19 protein-coding genes, 1 tRNA gene, 1 pseudogene and 1 riboswitch are annotated in these 21,340 nt (G+C 66.0%); of the genes and pseudogenes, 12 read left to right on the forward strand and 9 right to left on the reverse strand.

What is annotated here, in order from left to right:
- On the reverse strand, nt 1-3,609 hold the full coding sequence (gene cydC, locus HV681_RS16965) for a thiol reductant ABC exporter subunit CydC (protein ID WP_175124150.1): 3,609 nt from the start codon (nt 3,607-3,609) through the stop codon (nt 1-3).
- Between the two features lie 93 nt (nt 3,610-3,702).
- Here cydC and HV681_RS16970 point away from each other — a divergent pair, with 93 nt between their 5' ends.
- On the forward strand, nt 3,703-4,740 hold the full coding sequence (locus tag HV681_RS16970; protein WP_254594999.1) for a LysR substrate-binding domain-containing protein: 1,038 nt from the start codon (nt 3,703-3,705) through the stop codon (nt 4,738-4,740).
- Here the strand turns inward: HV681_RS16970 and HV681_RS16975 are convergent.
- From HV681_RS16975 to HV681_RS16985, 3 genes are read right to left on the reverse strand one after another with little or no spacing between them, the layout of a single operon-like run.
- Complete coding sequence (locus tag HV681_RS16975) at nt 4,737-5,525, reverse strand: ABC transporter ATP-binding protein (RefSeq protein WP_175124151.1); 789 nt, start codon at nt 5,523-5,525, stop codon at nt 4,737-4,739. The two genes, HV681_RS16970 and HV681_RS16975, sit on opposite strands and share 4 nt — an antisense overlap.
- Nucleotides 5,513-6,283 (reverse strand): ABC transporter permease, encoded by a 771-nt coding sequence (locus HV681_RS16980; protein ID WP_175124152.1) that lies wholly within the window; start codon nt 6,281-6,283, stop codon nt 5,513-5,515. Before HV681_RS16980 ends, HV681_RS16975 begins: the two co-directional genes overlap by 13 nt.
- 18 nt (nt 6,284-6,301) lie before the next feature.
- The gene (locus HV681_RS16985) at nt 6,302-7,300 is read right to left on the reverse strand and encodes an aliphatic sulfonate ABC transporter substrate-binding protein (protein WP_175124153.1); all 999 of its coding nucleotides are present in this window, start codon (nt 7,298-7,300) and stop codon (nt 6,302-6,304) included.
- 203 nt (nt 7,301-7,503) lie between these two features.
- Between HV681_RS16985 and HV681_RS16990 the strand changes: the two genes are divergently transcribed.
- The 4 genes from HV681_RS16990 (at nt 7,504) to HV681_RS17005 (ending at nt 11,065) form a co-directional block, all read left to right on the forward strand.
- Nucleotides 7,504-8,691: an NAD(P)/FAD-dependent oxidoreductase gene (locus HV681_RS16990; RefSeq protein WP_175124154.1), complete on the forward strand. Its 1,188-nt coding sequence runs from the start codon at nt 7,504-7,506 to the stop codon at nt 8,689-8,691.
- Nucleotides 8,675-9,316: a HutD/Ves family protein gene (locus HV681_RS16995; protein ID WP_175124155.1), complete on the forward strand. Its 642-nt coding sequence runs from the start codon at nt 8,675-8,677 to the stop codon at nt 9,314-9,316. Before HV681_RS16990 ends, HV681_RS16995 begins: the two co-directional genes overlap by 17 nt.
- A 67-nt stretch (nt 9,317-9,383) precedes the next feature.
- On the forward strand, nt 9,384-10,133 hold the full coding sequence (locus tag HV681_RS17000) for an electron transfer flavoprotein subunit beta/FixA family protein (protein ID WP_175124156.1): 750 nt from the start codon (nt 9,384-9,386) through the stop codon (nt 10,131-10,133).
- Nucleotides 10,133-11,065 carry an electron transfer flavoprotein subunit alpha/FixB family protein gene (locus HV681_RS17005; RefSeq protein WP_175124157.1) on the forward strand — a complete coding sequence of 311 codons (933 nt, stop codon included), beginning with the start codon at nt 10,133-10,135 and terminating at the stop codon, nt 11,063-11,065. Before HV681_RS17000 ends, HV681_RS17005 begins: the two co-directional genes overlap by 1 nt.
- A gap of 90 nt (nt 11,066-11,155) precedes the next feature.
- On the opposite strand, the gene HV681_RS17010 is transcribed toward HV681_RS17005, so the two are convergent.
- Together HV681_RS17010 and hutG are read right to left on the reverse strand one after the other, a co-directional pair.
- Nucleotides 11,156-12,169 (reverse strand): LysR family transcriptional regulator, encoded by a 1,014-nt coding sequence (locus tag HV681_RS17010; RefSeq protein WP_175124158.1) that lies wholly within the window; start codon nt 12,167-12,169, stop codon nt 11,156-11,158.
- A 32-nt stretch (nt 12,170-12,201) separates the two neighbouring features.
- Complete coding sequence (hutG, locus tag HV681_RS17015; RefSeq protein ID WP_175124159.1) at nt 12,202-13,005, reverse strand: N-formylglutamate deformylase; 804 nt, start codon at nt 13,003-13,005, stop codon at nt 12,202-12,204.
- A gap of 264 nt (nt 13,006-13,269) precedes the next feature.
- On the opposite strand from hutG, the gene HV681_RS17020 reads away from it, so the two are divergent.
- Both HV681_RS17020 and HV681_RS17025 read left to right on the forward strand, forming a co-directional pair.
- On the forward strand, nt 13,270-13,953 hold the full coding sequence (locus HV681_RS17020; RefSeq protein ID WP_279975433.1) for a MarC family NAAT transporter: 684 nt from the start codon (nt 13,270-13,272) through the stop codon (nt 13,951-13,953).
- A 254-nt stretch (nt 13,954-14,207) separates the two neighbouring features.
- Nucleotides 14,208-14,441 (forward strand): hypothetical protein, encoded by a 234-nt coding sequence (locus HV681_RS17025; protein WP_175124160.1) that lies wholly within the window; start codon nt 14,208-14,210, stop codon nt 14,439-14,441.
- Between the two features lie 32 nt (nt 14,442-14,473).
- Here HV681_RS17025 and HV681_RS17030 read toward each other — a convergent pair whose 3' ends face one another.
- The gene (locus HV681_RS17030) at nt 14,474-15,760 is read right to left on the reverse strand and encodes an LLM class flavin-dependent oxidoreductase (protein ID WP_175124161.1); all 1,287 of its coding nucleotides are present in this window, start codon (nt 15,758-15,760) and stop codon (nt 14,474-14,476) included.
- A 232-nt stretch (nt 15,761-15,992) separates the two neighbouring features.
- A riboswitch (TPP riboswitch) is annotated at nt 15,993-16,099 on the forward strand.
- Between the two features lie 100 nt (nt 16,100-16,199).
- Between HV681_RS17030 and HV681_RS17035 the strand changes: the two genes are divergently transcribed.
- From HV681_RS17035 to HV681_RS17050, 5 genes and pseudogenes are all read left to right on the forward strand, one after another.
- Nucleotides 16,200-17,651 carry a sodium:solute symporter family protein gene (locus tag HV681_RS17035; RefSeq protein ID WP_175124162.1) on the forward strand — a complete coding sequence of 484 codons (1,452 nt, stop codon included), beginning with the start codon at nt 16,200-16,202 and terminating at the stop codon, nt 17,649-17,651.
- A gap of 132 nt (nt 17,652-17,783) precedes the next feature.
- Complete coding sequence (locus tag HV681_RS17040; RefSeq protein ID WP_175124163.1) at nt 17,784-18,419, forward strand: DUF6088 family protein; 636 nt, start codon at nt 17,784-17,786, stop codon at nt 18,417-18,419.
- A 26-nt stretch (nt 18,420-18,445) separates the two neighbouring features.
- Nucleotides 18,446-19,093 (forward strand): annotated as a pseudogene (locus HV681_RS27860) (nucleotidyl transferase AbiEii/AbiGii toxin family protein); the annotation flags it as partial.
- Between the two features lie 122 nt (nt 19,094-19,215).
- Entirely contained in the window at nt 19,216-19,491 is a 276-nt protein-coding gene (locus tag HV681_RS27865; RefSeq protein ID WP_254595000.1) for a hypothetical protein, read from the forward strand.
- 14 nt (nt 19,492-19,505) lie between these two features.
- Nucleotides 19,506-20,204 carry a metallophosphoesterase gene (locus HV681_RS17050; protein WP_175124164.1) on the forward strand — a complete coding sequence of 233 codons (699 nt, stop codon included), beginning with the start codon at nt 19,506-19,508 and terminating at the stop codon, nt 20,202-20,204.
- 149 nt (nt 20,205-20,353) lie between these two features.
- Here the strand turns inward: HV681_RS17050 and HV681_RS17055 are convergent.
- Together HV681_RS17055 and xth are read right to left on the reverse strand one after the other, a co-directional pair.
- Nucleotides 20,354-20,429, reverse strand: a tRNA-Ala gene (locus HV681_RS17055).
- Between the two features lie 70 nt (nt 20,430-20,499).
- Nucleotides 20,500-21,282 carry an exodeoxyribonuclease III gene (xth, locus tag HV681_RS17060; RefSeq protein WP_175124165.1) on the reverse strand — a complete coding sequence of 261 codons (783 nt, stop codon included), beginning with the start codon at nt 21,280-21,282 and terminating at the stop codon, nt 20,500-20,502.
- Nucleotides 21,283-21,340: the final 58 nt, after the last annotated feature.

Here is a 21,340-nt window from a genome sequence, read left to right on the forward strand (position 1 = left end):
CTAGCCGGGCAGCGACGCCGCGCCCGCAGCGGTATACCCGCCCTGATGGCTTGCCAGCCGCGCATACACGCCTTGCTTGCGCAGCAGTTGGTCGTGCGTGCCGGACTCCGCCAACGTGCCGCGGTCCAGCACCAGAATCAGGTCGGCATCGCGAATGGTGGACAGGCGATGCGCAATCACCAACGTCGTGCGGTGGCGCATCAGCACGTCGAGTGCGCCGCGCACCTGCATTTCCGACAGCGTGTCCAGATGCGACGTGGCTTCGTCCAGGATCAGCACCGGCGCGTTCTTCAAGAAGGCACGCGCAATCGAGATGCGCTGCCGCTGGCCGCCCGACAACTGCATGCCGCGCTCGCCCACGCGCGTCGCCAGCCCCTCGGGCAGACGCTGCACGAAGTCGGCCAGCGCCGCCTGTTCCAGCGCACGTATCAGATCTTCGCGGCTGGCCTCGGGACGCGCCAGCCGTATGTTGCCTTCGAGCGTGTCGTTGAACAGATACGTGTCCTGTGTGACCAGCGCCACGCGCTCGCGCAGGCCGTCGAGCTGGAGTTGGCGCACGTCCACGCCGTCCAGCTTGACTGCGCCTTCGCGGGGATCCCAGAAGCGCAGCAGCAGGCTGGCCACTGTGCTCTTGCCTGCGCCCGAGGCTCCGACGATGGCCACCGTGGCGCCGGCAGGCGCCGTGAAGCTAAGCTGCCGCAGCGTGTCCTGGCGCTTGCCGGGGTAGGCGAAGCTGACGCGCTCGAACGCGAGCGACAGGCCATGCGGCGCCACCGGCGCGGGCAGGGGGCCGTCCACGACGGGTTCGGGTTCGTTGGCCACCACGTGCAGGCGGCGCGTGGCGGCGATGGTGTCGGCCAGTTGCCGGCTGACCTGCGAGATCTCGGACACCGGCAGGAACGTCGCCAGCGCGATCAGCACCAGCAGCGGCAGCATGCCGGCTTGCAGCGTACCGGCCTGCACCTGCAGCGCGCCCACGACAGCTACCGAGAGCCCGCCCAAGCCCATCGCGATTTCAAACCAGGCCGTCTGGCGCGACAGGTCGCGCAGGATGGCCAAGCGCCGCGCCCGATAGTGATCGGCGACTTTCAAGAACTGATCGCGGCGCCGGCCCGTCGCCTGGAAGGCGGTCAGGTCGGCCAGGCCCTGGATGGTGTCGGTGGTGTGAGCGCTCATTTCACCCAGCGCCTCGCGCGCCTTGTCGCCCAACGCATCGACGCGGCGCCGGCCGCGCACGGGAGAGACCAGCGCATAGGCCAGGAACGGCAGCAGCGCCAGCGCCACCGGCCAACTGTAGAACCCCAGGAAACCCAGCACGGACAACGGCACCAGCACGGACACGATGGCCGGCGCGATGGTGTGCGCGTAGAAATACTCGACCATCTCCACGTCCTGCGTGGCCAGCGCGACCAGATCGCCCGAGCGGCGTTGCAGCAGGTACGCGGGCGCCAGCCGTTCGAGCTTGTCGTAGAGCTTGACGCGCATGTCGGCCAGAAGCTGATAGGCCATCGCATGCGCCAGCCACGATTCCAGCCAATGGAACAGGGCGGCCAGCGGCGCGGCGATCAGCAGGCCGACGATCAGCGCGGTGGTATCGCCACCGTCGCGGATCGCGGCCACGATCAGGGCGCTGAACACGCCCACGCCGATAAAGGCGGCGACACGCGCCACGCCCAGCAGAATGGTCGCGATGAGCGTGCCGCGCCATGGGCGCACCACCGACAGCAGGGTGCCCAGTGTGGCGCGCCAGCCGACGTGATCGGCATCCGCGTCCAGCGACCGCAGGGCCGGACCGGGCGCGTTGCCGTCGTCGGGCTCAGCGGCGGGATTGCCCGCCGCCTGCTGCGCCGAGGGCAATACGCCTGCGGCCGGGTTGCGGTGCGCGGCCGCCTGTTCGTGCATCAGGCGGTAGTACAGCCCTTTCTCGCGCATCAGGTCGGCATGCGGTCCGGCTTCGGCCACTCGGCCCTGGTCCAGCACCAGGATGCGGTCCGCGCCGATCACGCTGGCCAGCCGGTGCGCCAGGATCAGCGTCGTGCGGCCGGCCATGAGGCGGTCCAGCGCCTGCTGGATCAGCGCCTCGTTCTCGGTGTCGACCGACGACAGCGCCTCGTCCAGAATCAGGATGGGCGCGTCGCGCAGCAGGGCGCGGGCGATCGCCACGCGCTGGCGCTGGCCGCCCGACAATTGCAGGCCGCGCTCGCCGATGCGCGTGGCGTAGCCGTCCGGCAGCGCCATGATGAAGTCGTCGATGTTGGCGGCGCGGGCGGCGGCGCGCACCTCATCAAGCGTTGCGTCGGGGCGGCCCAGACGCAGGTTGTCGTCGATGGTGCCGTGAAATAGCGTGATGTCCTGGCTGACCAGGGCGATGTGTGACAAGAGGAACTGCGTGTCCAGCGCGTTGACGTCGTGCCCGCCCACGCGGACCGCGCCGGATTGCGGCACGCATTCGCGCAGCAGCAGCCGCACGATGGTGGATTTGCCCGCGCCGCTGGGGCCGACCACGCCGACCCGTTCGCCCGCCGCAATGCGGAACGCCAGGCCCCGGTGGGCGGCGCGTTCGGGCGTGTACGAAAAGGCGACGTCGTCGAACTCGATGGTCGGCGCCAGGCGCGCAGGGCCCGCTTGCGCGGCGCGCGCGTCGGGGGCGGGCGTCAGTGGCTGTGCGTCCATCAGCGCGTGAATGCTGGCGGCGGCCGACTGGCCCAGCATGCCCCGGTGCAGCACCGCGCGCAGATCGCGCAGAGGGCGGAAAATCTCGGTGCCCGCCATCAGCACGATCAAGAGCGCCTCGACGCTCATGTCGCCGGTGGTCACGCGCCAGGCGCCCAGCGTCAGCGCCAGCGCGGCGCCCAGCGCCACGCCCAGGTCGCTGATGCCGCGCGTCAGCAGGCTGACGGACAGCACCCAGAACGTGTTGTCGGACAGACTGCGCGCGCGGGCGGCAAGCCGCTCGCCCCACGCCTTGCCCTGGCCATACGACTTGAGCGTGGGAAGCCCCTGGACCGCGTCCAGGAACTCTTCACCGAATTCGTTGAGCGACCGGCTGCGCGCCAGGCTGGCACGGCGGTCCAGCATGTGTACGGCCATCGGCCCGAACAATGCGAAGAGCGCGGCGGCCAGGAAGACGAGGGCGGTCGGCACGTCCCAGAACGCGATGACGGCAAAGATGGCAAAGGGTGCGGCGGCCGCGATGGCGACCTGCGGCAGATACTGTCCGAAGAAGGTCTGCAACTGTTCGACGCCGTCCACCACAGTCAGCATGACGCCACCCGTGCGCTGGTTGGCGAACCATGCCGGTCCCAACGCGACGATGCGGTCGTACAGCTTCGCGCGCAGCGTGTGCTGGATGGCAGCGGATGTGCGGTTGGCCTGCACCGTGCGCCAGTCGTCCAGCAACGCCCGCAGCAGCACCATGGCCGCCACGCAAAGCGCCGGCATTGCCCATTCCTGCCACGGCGCCCCGTCGAACACGCGTGCGAGCAGCTGCCCCAGAAACACGTACCGCGCAATCCCGGCCGCCAGTGCCAACAGGCCCAGAAAGATGCCGCCCGCCATGCCGGCACGCAGACCCTCGGTCAGACGCCACAGCCTCGAATCGAAATACATAGCATTACTCCATCCAGAGCCTGCATCGTCCCCGATCCGGCGCGCGCGCGAAAGCGATGAATTTTCAATCAAGGGTTGAGATAAACTCAACCGATGTCCGATTTCTCTACCCGCACGCCGCCGCTGGCCGCGTTGCGCGCCTTCGAAGCCGTGGCCCGTCTGGGCAGCCTGAGCCGTGCGGCTGCCGAGCTCAACGTCACGAAAAGCGCCGTCAGCCATCAGTTGCGCGCCCTGGAAGCCGACCTGGGAACATCGCTGCTGCGCCGGGGCGGCACCGTGCGGCGCGCCGAAACCACGGAAGCGGGCGCTGCGCTGCTGGCTTCCGTACAACAGGCCTTGACCCTATTGGAAACCGCCTGCCGCAATGTCCGGGCCAGCGCCCGCGGCAAGCGGCGCTACACCCTGAACGTGTCCGCCAACCCCTCGCTGGCCGCGCTGTGGCTGGCGCCGCGCATCGGCCGCTTCATCGAACTGCATCCGGACATCGACATCCAGGTCTACCTGCACGCCAGCCAGGATCCGGCTTGGAAGACCCAGGACATCGACCTGGCCTTCCTGCACGTTCGGGCGATGGGGCCGCACATTGCCGCGCCGGGCGACATTCCGCTGATGACCGAAACCGTGGTGCCGGTGTGCAGTCCGGCGCTGGTGCCCGAGGCCGACCGCAATGACTCGCGCGTGTTCCTGCGCCACCGCTGGCTGGAAGAAAAGCACATCGACAGCCCCGAGACCGATTGGCGCACGTGGGGCCCCCGGCTGGGGATCGCGCCGGTCGACTGGCAGGATCCGATGGTGCTGAGCGGCTTGAGCACCGTGGTGGCCGCGGCGGCGGCAGGGGTGGGCATCGCGCTGGGCCGCGCGCCGCTGATCGACGAAGACCTGGCGAGCGGCCGGCTGGTGCCGCTGATGCCGCATCTGCGCATGCCGGGCTCGTGGGGCTATGTCATGCGCATCCACGCCAACCGGCCGATGGATCCCTCATTGCCCGCGCTGGTGGAGTTTCTGGCCGAGGAAGGCCGCAGCACAGGCGCGTGGCAAAGCCCCGACGGCGTATTCGGCAGCCTTGCCCCGCATGACGTTCACGCCGAGCATCAAGATCGTCCAGCCGGATCACGCACGCGGCGCGGTTAATCGGCCGTCAACTCCATGCTGCGCGTCACTTCCTCCTGCACGCGCTCCCAGATCGCCCGCTTCAGTTCCACGAATCGCGTCGACAATTGCACGTCCGCGCTGCGCGGATGCGGCAGGTCGTTCTGGATGTCCTGCACGATGCGGCCGGGCTTGGAACCCATGACCGCCATCCGCGTCGACAGGGTCAGCGCCTCGTCGATGGCGTGCGTGATGAAAACGATGGTCTTGCCGCTCTGCTCGTAGATCGACAGCAATTGGTCCTGCAGCACCTGCCGGGTCATCGCATCAAGCGCCGCGAACGGCTCGTCGAACAGCATCACGTCCGGGTCGTTGGCCAGCACGCGCGCAATCGACACGCGCTGCTTCATCCCGCCCGACAGCGCGTGCGGATACTTGTCCGCCGCGTGCTTCAGGCCCACCATCTCGATGAACTTGCGGGCGATCGGCGCGCGCTCCTGGCGCGACATTCCGCGCATCTTCAGGCCCAACTCCACGTTCTCCTGCACCGTGCGCCACGGAAACAGCGCGTACTGCTGGAACACCATGCCGCAGGCGGCGGTCACGTCGGTGACCTTTTTGCCGTTGATCTCCACCGACCCGGTGTTGGGCGTGATGAAGCCCGCCATCAGGTTCAGCAGTGTCGATTTGCCGCAGCCCGAGGCGCCCAGCAGCACCAGGAATTCTCCGCGTTTGACCTCCAGGTTGACCTTGTCCAGCACCGGCACTTCGCCGTAGGCCTTGGAGACGTCCGTCAGCCGGATCATCGTGTCGTTCATCGCTGCCATGCCAGCACCCATCGTTCAAGAAGCCGCAAACACAGATCGGTCACCAGCACGGTGAAACTGATCAGCACCATACCCAGCACCACGGTGTCGGTCTGGAAGAATTCCTTGCCGTTCATGATCATGAAACCCAGGCCTTCCTTGGACGCCACCAGTTCGGCCGAGATCACGCAGGTCCAGGACAGGCCCAGGATGATCTTCATGCCCGACAGAATCTGCGGCAGACAGCCCGGAAACAGCACCTCGCGCATGACCTGCCAGCGGTTGGCGCCCAGGTTGCGCGCGGCGCGCACCAGCACGGGGTCGATGCTGCGCGAGGCCTCCATCACGTACAGCAACGCGGGCACGAAGGACCCCATGAACACGATGCTGTACTTCTGCGTTTCGGTGATGCCGAACCACAGCAGCGACAGCGGAATCCAGCTCATGGACGGCAGGGGGCGCAGGAACGAGATGATGGGGTCGAAGACGGCGCGCGCCACCTTCGACGTGCCCAGCAGGATCCCCAGCGGAATCGCCACGATCACGGCAGCCAGAAAGCCCACCATGACGCGGCGCGTGGAGGCCAGCACGTTGTAGAACAGCGTGCCCTGGTCGGACATGGACAGCGCGCGCGCCAGGACCTGGGACGGCGCGGGCAGGAAGATGGGATCGACCGCGCCGGCACGGCACAGGCCTTCCCACATCAGCAGAAAACCCAGCAGCGAAAACACGCTGACCCAGAGCAGGCGCGTTTCGCGGGATGACGAACGTGTGGACATAGGCAGACTGTCCCGGGCTTAGAGGTACGAGGACTGGACCCAGTCCTTGACGGTGGGTGCGCGGTCGATCTGCTTGAGCGACACCAGCATCTCGGCCAGCTTCTGCATGCCGTTCACGAAGTTGCCGGGCTCGATCATCAGCGCCTTCTGGTCTTCAGCCGAATACCACTGCGTCTGCTTGATGACGGCCAGCTGCTCGTCCTTGGACAGCCCGGTCAGTTCCAGCAGCACGCCGGCCGCTTCCTCGGGCTGGTTCGTCAGCATGGCGTTGGCCTGGAACACCGCCTGCAGGAACTTGCGCACGGCGTCCGGATTTTCCTTGCCCAGCTTGGCGTGCGTCAGCAGCACGTCGGGTCCGGGGGTGATGGCGTATTGCTTGTAGAGCGAGAACGCGGTGTCGTCCAGCAACACGTGCGTGCCCGGCACGGCTTTGATGCGGTCAAACGCCGGCGTCCAGGCCACGGCCGCGTCGATCTGGCTGCCCTGGTAGGCAGACAGGAGGTTGGTCGCGGGCAGGTTGATGATCGAGACATCGCGATCGGGATTCAGGCCGGCCTGGCGCAGCACGTCCAGCAGCAGCACGTGGGCGCTGGAGGCGTACGTGACGCCGATCTTCTTGCCCTTCAGGTCGGCAACGGATTTGACGTTGTCGCGCACGAGCACGCCTTCGGCACGGCCGAAGTTGTTGGGGGTGGCGATGACCTGGAACTGGCGCGCGCCCGCGGCCATCAGCGCCAGCGACGACACCACGCCCGTGCCCGCCAGGTCCACATTGCCCGCCATCACCGCGCTCATGCGGTCCGACGACGTGGCAAAGCTCTGCCACTTGATGTCCAGACCCTGCTTGGCGAACAGCCCCGTCTTCATCGCGATGTAGGCGGAGTAATGGCCCAGCCAGGCCGAGCCGCCATAGGTGTAGGACGCGCCGGCGGCGCGGCCGATCATCGGAAAGCCCAGGGCGCTTGCGCCCGCAAGTGCAGCGGTGCGCACCAGCATGGCGCGGCGATTCATGTTCATATTTTTCCCCTACTTGAATGTAGATTGACCGATAGATTCCATGTCGCCGGCACTCTGGGGTGCGGCAGACGAGACTTTCGCCCGAGCGCCTGGCGGCGGCATGAATATAAGGAGCGGCGATGGTCAACATCAGCGGCGCTTAAATTTCTGCAGCTCCGAAACGGCGGGTCCACACTCGCCGCACTTGTCCTTGGAGCCTTGTCGTGAAAAGTTTTGACGTGATCGTGATTGGTGCCGGCGTGATCGGCAGTTCGGTGGCGTTTCACCTGGCCGAACTCGGCGCGAAGAACGTGCTGGTGCTGGACCGCGAGACCATCGGCGCGGGCACCACGTCGCAGTCGTCCGGCATCCTGCGCACGCACTATTCCGTGCGCGAGAACGTGGAGCTGGCCCAGCGTTCGTGGAGCGTGTTCAACAATTTCGCCAGCTATCTGGGCGACGAAGAGGCTTCGTGCGGCCTGGTCAAGTGCGGCTACCTGATCACCGCCGCCGACGACGACAAGCTGGAACCGCTACGCGGCGCGCTGGCGCAGCAGCAGGCGCAGGGCATCGCGCTGGAATTGCTGAATGCCGCGCAGGCGCGCGAGCTGCTGCCCATTGCGTCCTTCGACAACGCCGCGCTGATCGGCTACGAGCCCGAGGCGGGCTTTGCGGACGCGTATCTGGTGGCCACCAGCTTTGCGCGCGGCGCCCGCCGCCGCGGCGTCACCATCCGCGAAAACGTCAACGTCCAGCGCCTGATCATCGACAACGGCCGCGTGACGGGCGTGGTGACGTCCGAAGGCGACTACAGCGCGCCGCTCGTCATCAGCACGCAGAACATCTGGACGCCGGAACTTGCCGGCTGGACCGGCGTGGCCATGCCCGTCGTGCCGGAGCGCCACGCCGTGCTCGCGCTGGAATGCGACGCGGCGCCCTATACGTATTCGATGCCGGTCTTCAAGGACCTGGCCTCGCCCGGCATGCTGTATTGCCGCAGCTACGGCGGCAACCAGATGCTGGTCAGCGAAGGCATCGTCGGCGAGGCGCTGCAAAAGAGCGATGCCGAGCAGGGCGACATTCCGCTGGACTACGTGGCCGAGGTGGGCGCGCAGGTGGCGGACCGCTTCCCCGCGTATGAGGCCGCCGGACTGGCGTCGTCGTGGACCGGCGTCTACGACGTGACGCCTGACTGGAACCCCGTGCTGGGCCGTGTGCCGGGGGTCGACGGGCTGATCGTGGGCTTCGGCTTCTCGGGCCACGGCTTCAAGCTCTCGCCCACCGTGGGTCGCGTGCTGGCGCAGGAAGCGCTGGGTCTGGCGACCGACGTGTCGCTCACGCCTTACGAATTGGGGCGCTTTCAGCGCGGCGCGCTGTTGACCGGGAAGTACGGCCTTGGCGCAGTCTCCTGATCCGCGCGGTCCGGTGCAAGCCAGCTGGTTGGCGCTGCCGCCCGAGCCGTGGAAGAACGGCGGGGGTGTCACGCGCACGCTGGTGGCCGACCCAGCCGGACGCTGGCGCGTCAGCATCGCCGATATCGAACGCGACGGCCCGTATTCACGGTTTCCCGGGTATGACCGCGTGTCGGTCGTGCTGGCGGGCGAGGGCGTGATGCTGCAAGGCGAGGGTGTGGCCGTGCCGTTGCGGCTGCGTGAACCGGCGGTGTTTGGCGGCGATGCGTTGCTGCAATCCACGTTGGTGGGCGGACCGGTGCAGGTGCTGAATCTCTTTGTCTTGCGCGGCGGTGCGAGGGCGTCGGTGACCTGTTCGGGGTCGGCGTCCGGTTGCTGCGAGGTCGGCGCGTTGCCGGCCGGCGCGGATGGGCTCGAGGTTACGCGGGTGCGGGTGACGGCGGGGGCATACGAGATGACGCGCGGCGTGGAAATGCCGGGCGTCGATTCGCCGGGCGTCGACACGCCGGGCGTCGATACGCCGGGCGTCTGTACGGCGGGCGTCGCCACCCCCGGCGCCCCAGCCACGCAAACCGACTTCACCGTGATCCTGGACATCACGGTCCAGAAAAGCTTCCCGGACTGACCAAACTACAGCCGTCCCAGTCACAACCCGGGGCGTCCGTTGATTCCTTTCACTCAGGAGTGTTTCCATGAAGGTACTTGCCGCGGTCAAGCGCGTGGTTGACTACAACGTCAACGTGCGCGTCAAGGCCGACCAGAGCGGCGTGGACATCGGCAACGTGAAGATGTCGATGAACCCGTTCGATGAAATCGCCGTCGAGGCGGCCGTGCGCCTGAAAGAGCAGGGCGCGGCGGCTGAAGTCGTGGCCGTGTCTTGCGGCACGGCGCAGTCGCAGGAGACGTTGCGCACCGCGCTGGCCATCGGCGCCGACCGCGGCGTGCTGGTGCAGACGGATGCCGCCTTGCAGCCGCTGGAAGTCGCCAAGCTGCTGCGCGCCGTCGTGGTCAAGGAAGCGCCCGCGCTGGTGATCCTGGGCAAGCAGGCCATCGACGACGACGCGTGCCAGACCGGCCAGATGCTGGCGGCCCTGCTGGGCTGGCCGCAGGCCACCAACGCCAGCGCCATCGCCATCGGCGACGGCACGGCGCGCGTGACGCGCGAGGTGGACGGCGGCCTGGAAGTGGTGGAACTGACGCTGCCGGCCATTGTGACGGCAGACCTGCGCCTGAACGAGCCGCGCTATGTCACGTTGCCCAACATCATGAAGGCCAAGAAGAAGCCGCTGGATGTGGAAACGCCGGGCGCGCTGGGCGTGGACCCGGTGTCCCGCCTGCAGACGCTGCGCGTCGAAGAGCCGGCGGCGCGCGCACCCGGCATCAAGGTTGCCGACGTGGCCGCGCTGGTCGACAAACTGAAGAACGAAGCCAAGGTGATCTGATGACTGTCCTTGTTATTGCCGAACACGATAATCGGGCGCTGAATGGCGCCACGCTCAACGCCATTTCTGCCGCGGGCAGGCTGGACATGCCGGTCCACGTACTGGTCGCGGGCGAGGGCGCGCAGCCGGTGGCCGAGGCGGCTGCACGGGTCGCCGGGGTGGCAAAGGTGCTGCTGGCGCAGGCGCCGCAGCTTGCCGATGGCCTGCCGGAAGTCGTGGCCGCGCAGGCCGTGGCGGCGGCAGCCGGCTACTCGCACGTCTTCCTGGCCGCGACGGCGCAGGGCAAGAGCGTGGCGCCGCGCATTGCCGCGTTGCTCGACGTGGCGCAGGTGTCGGACGTGATAGAAGTGCTGGCGCCCGATACCTTCAAGCGTCCGATCTACGCCGGCAACGCGATCGCGACGGTCAAGAGCGGTTATCCGGTGGTCGTGGCCACGATCCGCCCCACTGCGTTCGATGCGGTGTCTGCCGACGGCGGCAGCGCCACGGTGGAAGCGGTCGAGGCCGTGGCGGCGGCGGGCTTGTCGCGATTCATCAGCCGCGAGATCGCGGTGTCAGAACGCCCCGACCTGGGCGGCGCGCGCGCCGTGGTGTCGGGCGGACGCGGCCTGGGTAGCGCGGAAAACTTCAAGCTGCTCGATCCCCTGGCCGAAAAGCTGGGCGCGGCGCTGGGCGCCTCGCGCGCCGCCGTCGACGCGGGATATGCGCCGAACGACTGGCAGGTCGGCCAGACCGGCAAGATCGTTGCGCCGGACCTGTACGTGGCCGTCGGGATTTCGGGCGCGATCCAGCATCTGGCGGGCATGAAGGATTCCAAGGTCATCGTCGCCATCAACAAGGACGGCGACGCGCCGATCTTCGGCGTGGCGGATTACGGGCTGGTGGGCGACCTGTTCGAAGCCGTTCCGGCGCTGACGTCCTCGCTGCCGTGATGGATGCGGCGTCGACGCCGCAGAACGCGCCAACGCCGCGGGCAGCCCTTCGCTGCCGAACCCCGCGTTCGGGGTGCCGCGGGCTTTACGTCAACGCCGCAGGCTGCGCCACAGCGTGGCCGGCGGCAGCCCCAGCGCCGGGGCCAGTTCTTTCTGGATCAGGCGCTCCATCGCCATCAGGATCACGTCGCGCGCCTCGGCGGGCAGCTTGCCCACCTCCTGCTGGCGCGCGGCCAGATACAGCGTGCGCGACAGCGCGGGATCGTCGGCTCGCGCTGCGCCCAGGAAGGGCGCCAGCGGCAGGACGCGCAACTGGTCCAGGAAATGGCGCGACTGCCAGATGCACAGCGGCGTGCTGATGCCAAAGCCCAGCCCGGCCGTGACCAGGCTGAGCAGCGGATCGGTATTGTCGAATTCGTAGGTGCGCTCGATCATCACGCCGTGCGACTCGACCAGCCGGTCGATCTCGGCGCCGATGAACGAACGCGCGCTGTAGCGGATGAACTGGGCGCGCTGGCCCAGTTCCTTCAGCGTGTCGATCCGGTCCATGCTCATCGAGCGCGGCACGATCAGCACGTAGGGTTCGCTGAACAGACTGTACTTGCGGATGGTGGGCCTGCCTGCCGATGCGCTGGTGGTGACGACGAGGTCTAGCTGCCGGTCTTCCAGTTGCTTGTCCAGCACGGGCGTGATGCCCGACCACAGCCGGATCTGGCGCGACGCGCCGGACAGGCCGTGGATCAGGGTCGGTCCCAGCGTGCCGGCAAACGAGTCCACGCAGCCGAAGCGCACGATGTTGCGCTTGGCCCGGCTAAGGTTGCGCACGCTTTCCGTCATGTCGCCGGCCTGCGCCAGCAGCCGCGCGGCGTGTTCGAACAGCAGCTCGCCGGCCGGCGTGGGCCGGGCAGGGCGGGTGCTGCGGTCCAGCAGTTCGGTCGACATGGCGGCTTCAAGCTGCTTGATCCGCTGCGACACCGCCGCCTGCGAAAAACCCAACAGCCGCGCCGCGCCCGAGACCGACGCCGCTTCCACCACCGCCACCCACGTCAGCAGCAGGCTCCATTCCGGATAGTTTTCCGTGCTGGTGAACGAAAAGCGGTTCATGGCGTGGGCGTCCGGCGGCGTTTCAACAGGGCTTAGCGCTGGCGCGCGGTGGTCTGGCGCAGCGCGGCAGTCACCATGCCTTCGACCACCGGAATGACCTTGTCGGCCAGATCGGGGCGATAGCCGTACGGGTAGGTTTCGTCCATGTAGGTGGACTGGCACATCTCGAGCTGGATGGCGTGCACGTTGTCAGCCGGCGAACCGTAGTGGCGCGTGATGTAGCCGCCTTTGAAACGGCCATTGACGGCCCAGGTGTAATCCTTGCAGCCGTTCAACTGTTCATGCACGGCGGCCAGGATATCGGGCGCGCAGGAAGCGCCGTCGGACGTGCCGATGTTCAGGTCGGGCAGCTTGCCCTCAAAAAGGCGCGGCAGCACGCTGGCGATCGAGTGCGCTTCCCACAGCAGCACCGTGCCATGCTCGGCCTTGATGCGGTCAATCTCTTCTTGCAGCTTGGCGTGATAGGGCTTCCAGTACGCCTCCAGGCGCTGGGCGCGTTCCGTGTCGGTCAGCACGGCGTCGTTCTGGTAAAGCGCATCGCCGCGAAAAGCCTGGGTCGGGCACAGGCCGGTCTTGGTCTGCCCGGGATACAGGCTTTCGTCGTTGGGCGGGCGGTTCAGGTCGACCACGTAACGCGAATAGCGCGCGCCCAGCACGGACGCGCCCAACGCCTGGGCGAACTGATAGAGGGTGTCCAGATGCCAGTCGGTGTCGCCGGATTGCAGAGCTACGTCCGTCATGTGCGGACGCTGCGCGTCGGGAATCTGGCTGCCGAGGTGGGGAATGGAGATCAGCAGCGGGGCGGTGCCGCGGCTGAATTGAAAGAGGTCGGTCAAGAGGAAACTCCGGGTGGCAATGGCAATGCGCCGCGGCAGAGCCGCAGGCAACGGGCGCTTGTATGCTAGGCAGCACGGCCCGCTGCGGGAATTGCATCAGTTTAATGGATGCTGATGATTAGCCGCGCCGATGCTCATGGCGATGGCCGCGGCGTGGTCACGATGAGCGGCGTTCTGGGTCGCGCTGGTCAGCCGCTGCCCGTGGACCGAGTTGCTGGGCCGCGTGAGGTAGAGTAGACGGCGCGCACACTCTAGCGAGCGGACATGATTGATGAACTGATTCAACTGGGCAAGCTCGTCAGCCTGGGTCTGGCGCTGATGCTGCCGCTGGCCAATCCGCTGACGTCCATGACGCTGCTGCTGTCGCTTGGCCAGCAGATACCGTTCAAGGAACGGCAGAAGCAGGTGACCCAGGCGGCGTTCTACGTGGTCGGGATCATGCTGGTGACCTACTACGCCGGCGCGCTGCTGATGCACACCTTCGGCATTTCCATCCCCGGCCTGCGCATCGCGGGCGGATTGATCGTGGTCAGCATCGGCTTCAGCATGCTGTTTCCGTCGGACCAGCCGCGCGCCCTGGAGGCCGAGGCCGCGGCCGACGCGCAGGAGCGCCAGAGCCCCAACATCGCATTCGTGCCCCTTGCCCTGCCCGGCACGGCGGGACCCGGCACGATCGCCATGATCATCAGCGGCGCATCGTCGGTCGATTCGGCCATTGCACCGGACTATGCGCGCTGGGTGGTGGGCGTGGCCCCGGTCATCGTGTTTGCGCTGCTGGGGCTCTTGTTCTGGGTCTGCCTGCATTTCGCGGGCCGCATCGTCGCCGTCATCGGCAAGAGCGGTGTCGAGGCGATCTCACGCGTGATGGGATTCCTGCTGGTCTGCATGGGGGTGCAGTTCGTCATCAACGGCGTGTTGGAGATTGTGGAGAAGTTTCCCAACGTGTAGCGGGCATAGCGTCAGGCCGTCCGTCCTTGCATACCTGCGCTGCGCCGGGCAGTCCATAAAGTCACGCGGATTTTGATTTCACCCCGTTTCGTGAAGCTTGTAGAAACATAATCTACGCTACATTACATTTTTGATTTTTCGCCGTGGGCAGTCATGCTTGCCCGCGACGGCAGTTTTTGTATGTGCAACATCATTGAAGACAAGATCAGGCAGTGCGCGGTAGCCCGCGAATCCATCGCGGTCGGCGCGCCGACGTGCCGATCAAGCTCCTGCGGTACGGCCGCCGCAACCTGCAAGCGTGCGTCATGATGGCCTGGCTACCCTTGATCGTGTTGGGGCTGGTGGTCAGCGGCGTAGTCACCGCCTTGATGCGCGAGCCTGGCGTTCGCCTTTACGACTGGATCGCCACCCGCGCGGGCCGGCCGCAACCGGCTGCCCGGCCGCGTGTCCCCGAAACCGAACGCGAACCATTGACCCAGACAAGCTGATCGGCACGCGTTTCGGTCCGGCGTCTGCCCTCTCAGCGGCCCGGTCGTTCCAGGCCCAGATGCCCGCGCAGCGTGGCGTGTTCGTAGTCCTTACGAAACAGTCCGCGCTGTTGCAGCACCGGCACCACCTGCTCCACAAAGTCGTCGATGCCGCCCGGCAGTGACGGGGGCATCAGGTTGAAGCCGTCGGCGCCTTCATTCCTGAACCAATGTTCCATCCGGTCCGCGATCTGCTCCGGCGTGCCCACCATCGTGCAGTGCCCGCCGCCCGCGGCCAGCCGGCCAAGCAACTGGCGCACGGTGGGCTGCTCGGTTTCGATGATGCGCAGGATGGTGCCGTAACGGCCCTTGGGACCTGTGAACTCGGGCAGCGGAGGCAGGGGCGGCACGGGCGCGTCCAGTTCCCAGCCCGAACAATCCTGCAGGACGAACGTCCCAAGTTGGCGCAATGAGGCGTCCGCGGGCAGGAGTTCGTCCAATTCGCGCTGCTTGGCGCGGGCCTCGGCTTCGGTCGAGCCGACATAGGTCACGAGGCCCGGCATGATGGGCACGAACGCGTCGCGGCCAGCGGCCCGGACACGTTGCTTGATGTCGCGGTAATAGGACTGCGCGGCGGGCAAGTCGTAGGCCACGGCATAGATGGCTTCCGCGCGGCGCGCCGCCAGATCGCGGCCCTGATCCGAGGCGCCCGCCTGGAACAGCACCGGATGCCCCTGCGGCGGTCGCGGCACGGTAAGCGGGCCGTCCACCAGAAAGTGTTCGCCATGGTGATCTATCTTGTGCAGGCGGTCCGGCACGCCGAAGTGGCCGTTGCGGTCGATGACCAGCGCGTCGTCGTCCCACGAGTCGAACAGCCTCAGCGCAACGTCGACAAATTCCTCGGCGCGCGCGTAGCGCCAGTCGTGGCCGGGCATGGCTTCGTACCCGTGATTGCGCGCCTCGGCGTCGAACATCGAGGTAACCACGTTCCAGCCCATGCGGCCGCCGGAAATGTGATCCAGCGAGGCCACCATGCGCGCCGCATGAAAGGGCGTGAAGAACGTGCTGGAAACCGTGCTGATCAGGCCGATGCGGGTGGTGGCGCGGGCGATCGCGGCCATCGTGGTGAGCGGTTCGAGATACCAGCGCGGCCCGTCGCCGATGTTGTCCATCGACTGGCCGTCGGCAAAGAAAATGGCGTCGAGCTTGCCGCGCTCGGCCGTGCGGGCCAGGCTTTCGTAGTAGCTGATGTCGCCCAGCCGCTCGGCCGCCGAGTCCGGGTGGCGCCAGGCCGCGCGATGGTGGCCGCAGCCGAAAATGAACAGGTTCAGGTGCATCATGGCGATCAGCTCGTCGATTGCGTCATCAGTTGCGTCATTGATTGCGTCATTGATTGCCGCGTCCGGCACGCCCGCAGGTGCCGCAAGCGGGCGAACTTAGCATAAAACGGCGGGCGGGCGGGCGCGGTTGCGGTGGGCGGGGCTTGCGCGGCCGCGGCGCCTGCCCGGCATGCCCGGCCCTACGTTTCTCACGCCGCGCGTTGACATCGCCGCGCCGCTCTCCTAACCTTGCGGCAATTCCTGGGGGAGCCCTGTACGGGCTGAGATTCCGCGTCTATGCGGTAACCCTTTGAACCTGATCCGGGTAATGCCGGCGAAGGGAAGGACTCCGCAAGTCTCTCGCGCGCCCTCCCTGATTCCATTCATCTCGCGGCTCCCTGACGGCGGGCCGCCGCGTTACGCGTCCGGCCTCAGGCCGCCCGCGGGAGGACCGACCTTCATGTTGACCCAAACCACCGCCCTGGTATGGCTGCTGCTGTTCTCGGGCGGCTTCGCCGTGGCCAGCGTGCTGTACACCCGGCGCAAGCGCGGCACCCTGGAAGACTACATCGTCGCGCGCAACAGCCAGGGGTCATTTGGCACGATCCTGACGCTGATGGCGTCCACGCTGGGCGCATGGATTCTCTTTTCGCCGGCGCAGGCCGCAACCTGGGGCGGGCTGGCCGCCGTGATCGGCTACGCGCTCGGGTCGATGTCGCCGCGCCTGGTCATGATTCCGCTGGGCCGGCGCATGCGCGAACTGATCCCGCACGGTCACACGCTGACCGAATTCCTGATGGCGCGCTACGGCCGGCCCATGTACGGCCTGGCGCTTTTCATCATGCTGTTCTACCTGTTCATCGCGCTGTCGGCCGAGGTTACCGCCATAGCCAAGCTGGTCGCGATGCTGGCGCCCGTGCCGCTGTGGGCCACCGCCGCCATCGTGATGGGGACGACCTTGCTCTACACCACCTACGGCGGCCTGCGCTCGTCCATCTTCACCGATCAGGTGCAGATGATGATCATCGTGCCGCTGCTGGTGGTGCTGTGCGTCGTCGGCTGGCAGGCGGCCGGTGGCGCATTGCCCACCATCGAAGCCCTGCAGGCCAAGGCGCCGCAACTGCTGGACCTGACCGACCCGGTGGGCGTGAAGGCGGGACTGACCTTCTTTGTCGCCATTTTGCTGACCGGCATCTTCCATCAGGGCAACTGGCAACGCATCTACGCCGCCCGCGACACCCGCACGATGCGCAACGGCTTTCTGCTGGGCGGCGTGCTGGTGGCGCCGTTCATCTTTTTGATGGGCCTGTTCGGCCTGGCCTTTGTCGGGTTGGCGCCCGAGGGCGACAGCTCGATCGCGCTGTTCAGCGTCATCATGCCGCACGCCCCGGCGTGGTTCGTCATTGCCCTGATTCCGCTGGGCCTGTCCCTGGTCATGAGCACCGCCGACACCGCCATCAGCGCGGTGTCCAGCATCATTGCGGTCGACCTGCGCCGCCTGATGCCCAACGCCGGCGGCGCCACCATGAAGCGCCTGGCGCGGTGGCTGGTGCTGCTGATGGCGATCCCCGTGATGATCGTGGCGTCGCAAGGCTACAGCGTGCTGTACCTGTTCCTGCTGGCCGACCTGCTGTGCTCGGCCGCCGCCTTCCCGGTGTTTTACGGGCTTTTCAGCCGCAAGCACGATGGATTCACGGCGACCACGGCCACCATCACGGGGCTGATCGCCGGCCTTTTCTTCTTCCCCGCGCCGGGGGACAAGCCGACCTTCCTGCTGGAATCGTTCCTGCTGGCGGCGTTTGTGCCGGTGGTGACGACGGTGCTGATCCGGCTGGTGATGCGCGGACGGAAGGAGTTTGATTTCTCGACGCTGAGCGCGGCGGTGCGGCGGTTGGATAAGGAGACGGTTTGAGGGGGGCGTAGTAATCACACCGTCCGAAATTGGCCTACAAATTTCGGACAGATTTGCCGTCTGTCCGAAAAAGATATACAAATATCGGACAAGGATGCGCTATGAACGATATCAAGACAGATTGAGGCCAGCATGGAGGCCGCCAGGCCCGGCCATGTCTGGGGCGCGGCTGACTTCGCCCATCTGGGTGGCCGCGACGCGGTGGACAAGGCGCTGCAGCGCCTTGCTGCCGCCGGGAAATTGCGCCGGATCGACCGTGGGTTGTATGACCGGCCCAGAGTAAACAGCCTGACGAAAAAGGCCGCAGTCCCGGACTATCGCGCGGTGCTGGATGCGATCGCCCGTCGGGATCAGTTGCGTTTGCTGGTCGATGGCATGACCGCAGCGAACGATCTGGGACTGACTCATGCCGTGCCCGCGCACGTCACGATTCATACCGATGCTCGCCGGCGGGCCATCCGGTTCGACAATCTGGTGATTCAGTTCAAGCTCACTGCTCCAAGCCGTTTGTTTTGGGCCGGAAGGCCTGCAATGCGCGTTGTGCAGGCGTTGCACTGGCTCAAAGACACTTTGCCCGCCAACAAACCCAACATCCTCAAACGGCTGTCTGCCATCCTGGCAGACTCTCCTCAAGGAGCTGCCATTCGCCAAGACATATCGGCGGGATTCAGCACCTTGCCCGCGTGGATGCAGGACGTGGTCCGAGAATTGCCCGGTTGCACTCCACAGGTAGGTGCGCCCGAGGAGACAATGACGGTCTCCAGATAGCGCCAGTCGCGCAGTGGGACCTCGGCATGAATTTGAATTTCCAGACGGTCATTCAGGCGAGCGGCGCAGAGCGTCGCGGCTTGTTTCTGACCACGGCCGCGCGTTTGGGCACCGCCGTTCAACATGTCGAAAAAGACTTCTGGGTGTGCTGGGTCCTGGATGCCCTGTTCAACGGCTTGCCGTCCAAGGGGCCGCGTTTGCTGTTCAAGGGCGGCACGTCGCTGTCCAAATCATTCGGACTGATTTCGCGCTTTTCCGAGGACATAGACATTACGGTGTTTCGCCAGGATATCGGCGAGCCCATCGAGGTGTCGGACCTCCACGCCTTGAGCGGCAAACAACGCCGCGTCCGTCTCGATCGCATCCGCGACGCCTGCCGGCAATACATTGCCGAGGTGATGGCAGTGCATTTGGGCGAGATTGCAAATCGGATCATGCTCACCGACCAATTCCGTGTGGAGCTGGACCTTGAAGATCCCGACCGGCAGACGTTGCTGTTCTGGTATCCCGCCGTGACGTCTGCGGAGGGCGACTACATTCGTTCCGCTGTAAAGATTGAGGCAGGCGCCAAGTCGGCGTTGGACCCGCACGAGTCGGCCACCGTCATTCCTTATATCGCTGACGATTTGGCCGATCTGGACATGGCGGTGCGCGACGTCACAACCGTTAAGCCCGAGCGCACGTTTTGGGACAAGATCATCATCTTGCACGGGGCGCGCCAATGGCATGACCGCCGGGGGAGTTACGCCAGGGCGGGCAGCGGGTCTCGCGTCACTTTTACGACATCCACCGCCTATTGCAGCACCCGGACATCAGTACGTGGTTGGCCGACCAGGATTTGGCTCAGGACTGCGCGCTGCACGCGCGGATGTTCTTCGGCAGCGGCGATCTGGGGCTGGACCTGGCGCAGCGCGGCTCTTTCACTTTGGCGCCGTCGCAGCCCATGAGCGAATCGCTAGCGCGCGATTACGTGGCGATGGGAGGAATGGTTTTCGGCGCGCTGCCCGAGATCCAAGATGTGTTGCAATCCATTGGGACGCTGGAACAGCGCCTCAACGCCAGGGAAGGGTAAGGGTGAAAAGCCGCATGGAAGCAGCTCAAAGGTCCGGAAATCTGCGTGTAGAGCGCTTTGGTCTAAACACCAAAGGCCGCGATCTCGCCGTCGGCGACATTCACGGCCATTTCGGCCGGCTTGAAGCCGCGCTTGCCGCAGCCCGGTTTTCCCCTGAGCATGACCGCTTGTTCGCCGTCGGTGATCTCGTCGATCGCGGGCCAGAGTCCGCCGAGGTTCTGGCTTGGCTGGAGCGCCCCTGGTTTCACGCGATCTGCGGGAATCACGACCTCATGACGTGGCGGCGCGCCATGAACAACCCCATTCCCGACGTGGATCATCGCCTCCATGGCGGGGAATGGCTGGACGCGTGCGATGGCGACACCCAGGTCCGCATCGCTACATGCCTGAATGCCTTGCCGTTGGCCATCGAGGTGGAAACGCCGGGCGGTGTCGTCGGTCTGGTGCATGCCGACTTTCCCTATGACGATTGGCAAGCCATTCATGGCGCCGGCTTCAGTCTGGACGATGAAGACGCGTGCCTGTGGTCCATCGACCGCTATCGAATGCAATATGCCAAACCTGTCCGAAACGTCCGTGCGGTGGTCCACGGGCACATGACGCTGCGCAAGCCGGCGCAGTTGGGCAATGTGTATTACATCGACACGGGGGGTTGGCTGGACGGGGGGCGGTTCACGCTGCTGGATCTGCACACGTTGAAGCCTTGCCGGTGAAACGGTCAAGCGCCGTCGCGCTTGCCGTACAAATATTGCGGCTCCATAGGCGGGCTGTAGGTTCCACCTACGGGCCGTAGAGATTCTGCCCGTAGAAACAAAAAAGCCTTGGCACACAAAAAGTGTCCAAGGCTTTTCCGTCTGGAATTTGGTGGAGCGGAGGAGGATCGAACTCCCGACCTTCGCATTGCGAACGCGACGCTCTCCCAGCTGAGCTACCGCCCCAAATCAAGCAAGACCAGAAATATACAGGAATTCCCCCCGGCTGCGCAACACGCGTCGGCGCCGATATTTTTCAGACAAATGCGAGCGTGGCGATGACCGGCGCGTGGTCTGACGGTTGCTCGTTGCGGCGGGGTTCCTTGTCGATCACGCAGGCGGTGCAACGCTTGACCAGGGGGGCGGACAGCAGCACGTGGTCGATGCGCAGTCCGGCGTTGCGGCGGAACGCGAATTGGCGGTAATCCCACCACGTAAACGACTTTTCCGGCTGCTCGAACAGGCGGAACGAGTCGGTCAGGCCCACGTCGATCAGCGAGCGCAAGGCCTGGCGTTCAGGTTCGGACACCAGGACCTGGCCTTCCCACTTTTCGGGGTTGTGCACGTCTTCGTCGGCGGGCGCGACGTTGTAGTCGCCCAGCACGGCCAGGCGGGGGAATTGCTTGATCTCTTCAGCCAGCCATTTGCGCATGGCTTCAAACCATTCCAGCTTGTACGCGTACTTGTCGGACCCGACCGACTGGCCGTTGGGGCAGTAGGCGCAGACGACGCGCACGTCGCCTTCGGGGCTGGGGAAGGTCAGGGCCAGGACGCGCTGCTGCGGGTCTTCGTAGCCGGGGATGTTGCGCACCATCGTCGTGCCGGGCACGCGGGAAATGATGGCGACGCCGTTATAGGTTTTCTGGCCGGCCCACACAGCGTGGTAGCCGGCTTCCTTGAATGCCGCCTCGGGGAACTTGTCGTCGGTGAGCTTGAGTTCCTGGATGCACAGCACGTCGACGGGATTGGCGGCGAGCCAGTCGAGGACCTGTTGCAGGCGCACGTTCAGGGAGTTGACGTTCCAAGTTGCGAGTTTCATGTTTTGTTCAGATGTTTGTTTACGCGGCTCTCGCGGCATCGCGTCGGCGTGACGGGCC

This window comes from Achromobacter animicus (genome assembly GCF_902859585.1).
GTDB lineage: Bacteria > Pseudomonadota > Gammaproteobacteria > Burkholderiales > Burkholderiaceae_B > Achromobacter > Achromobacter animicus.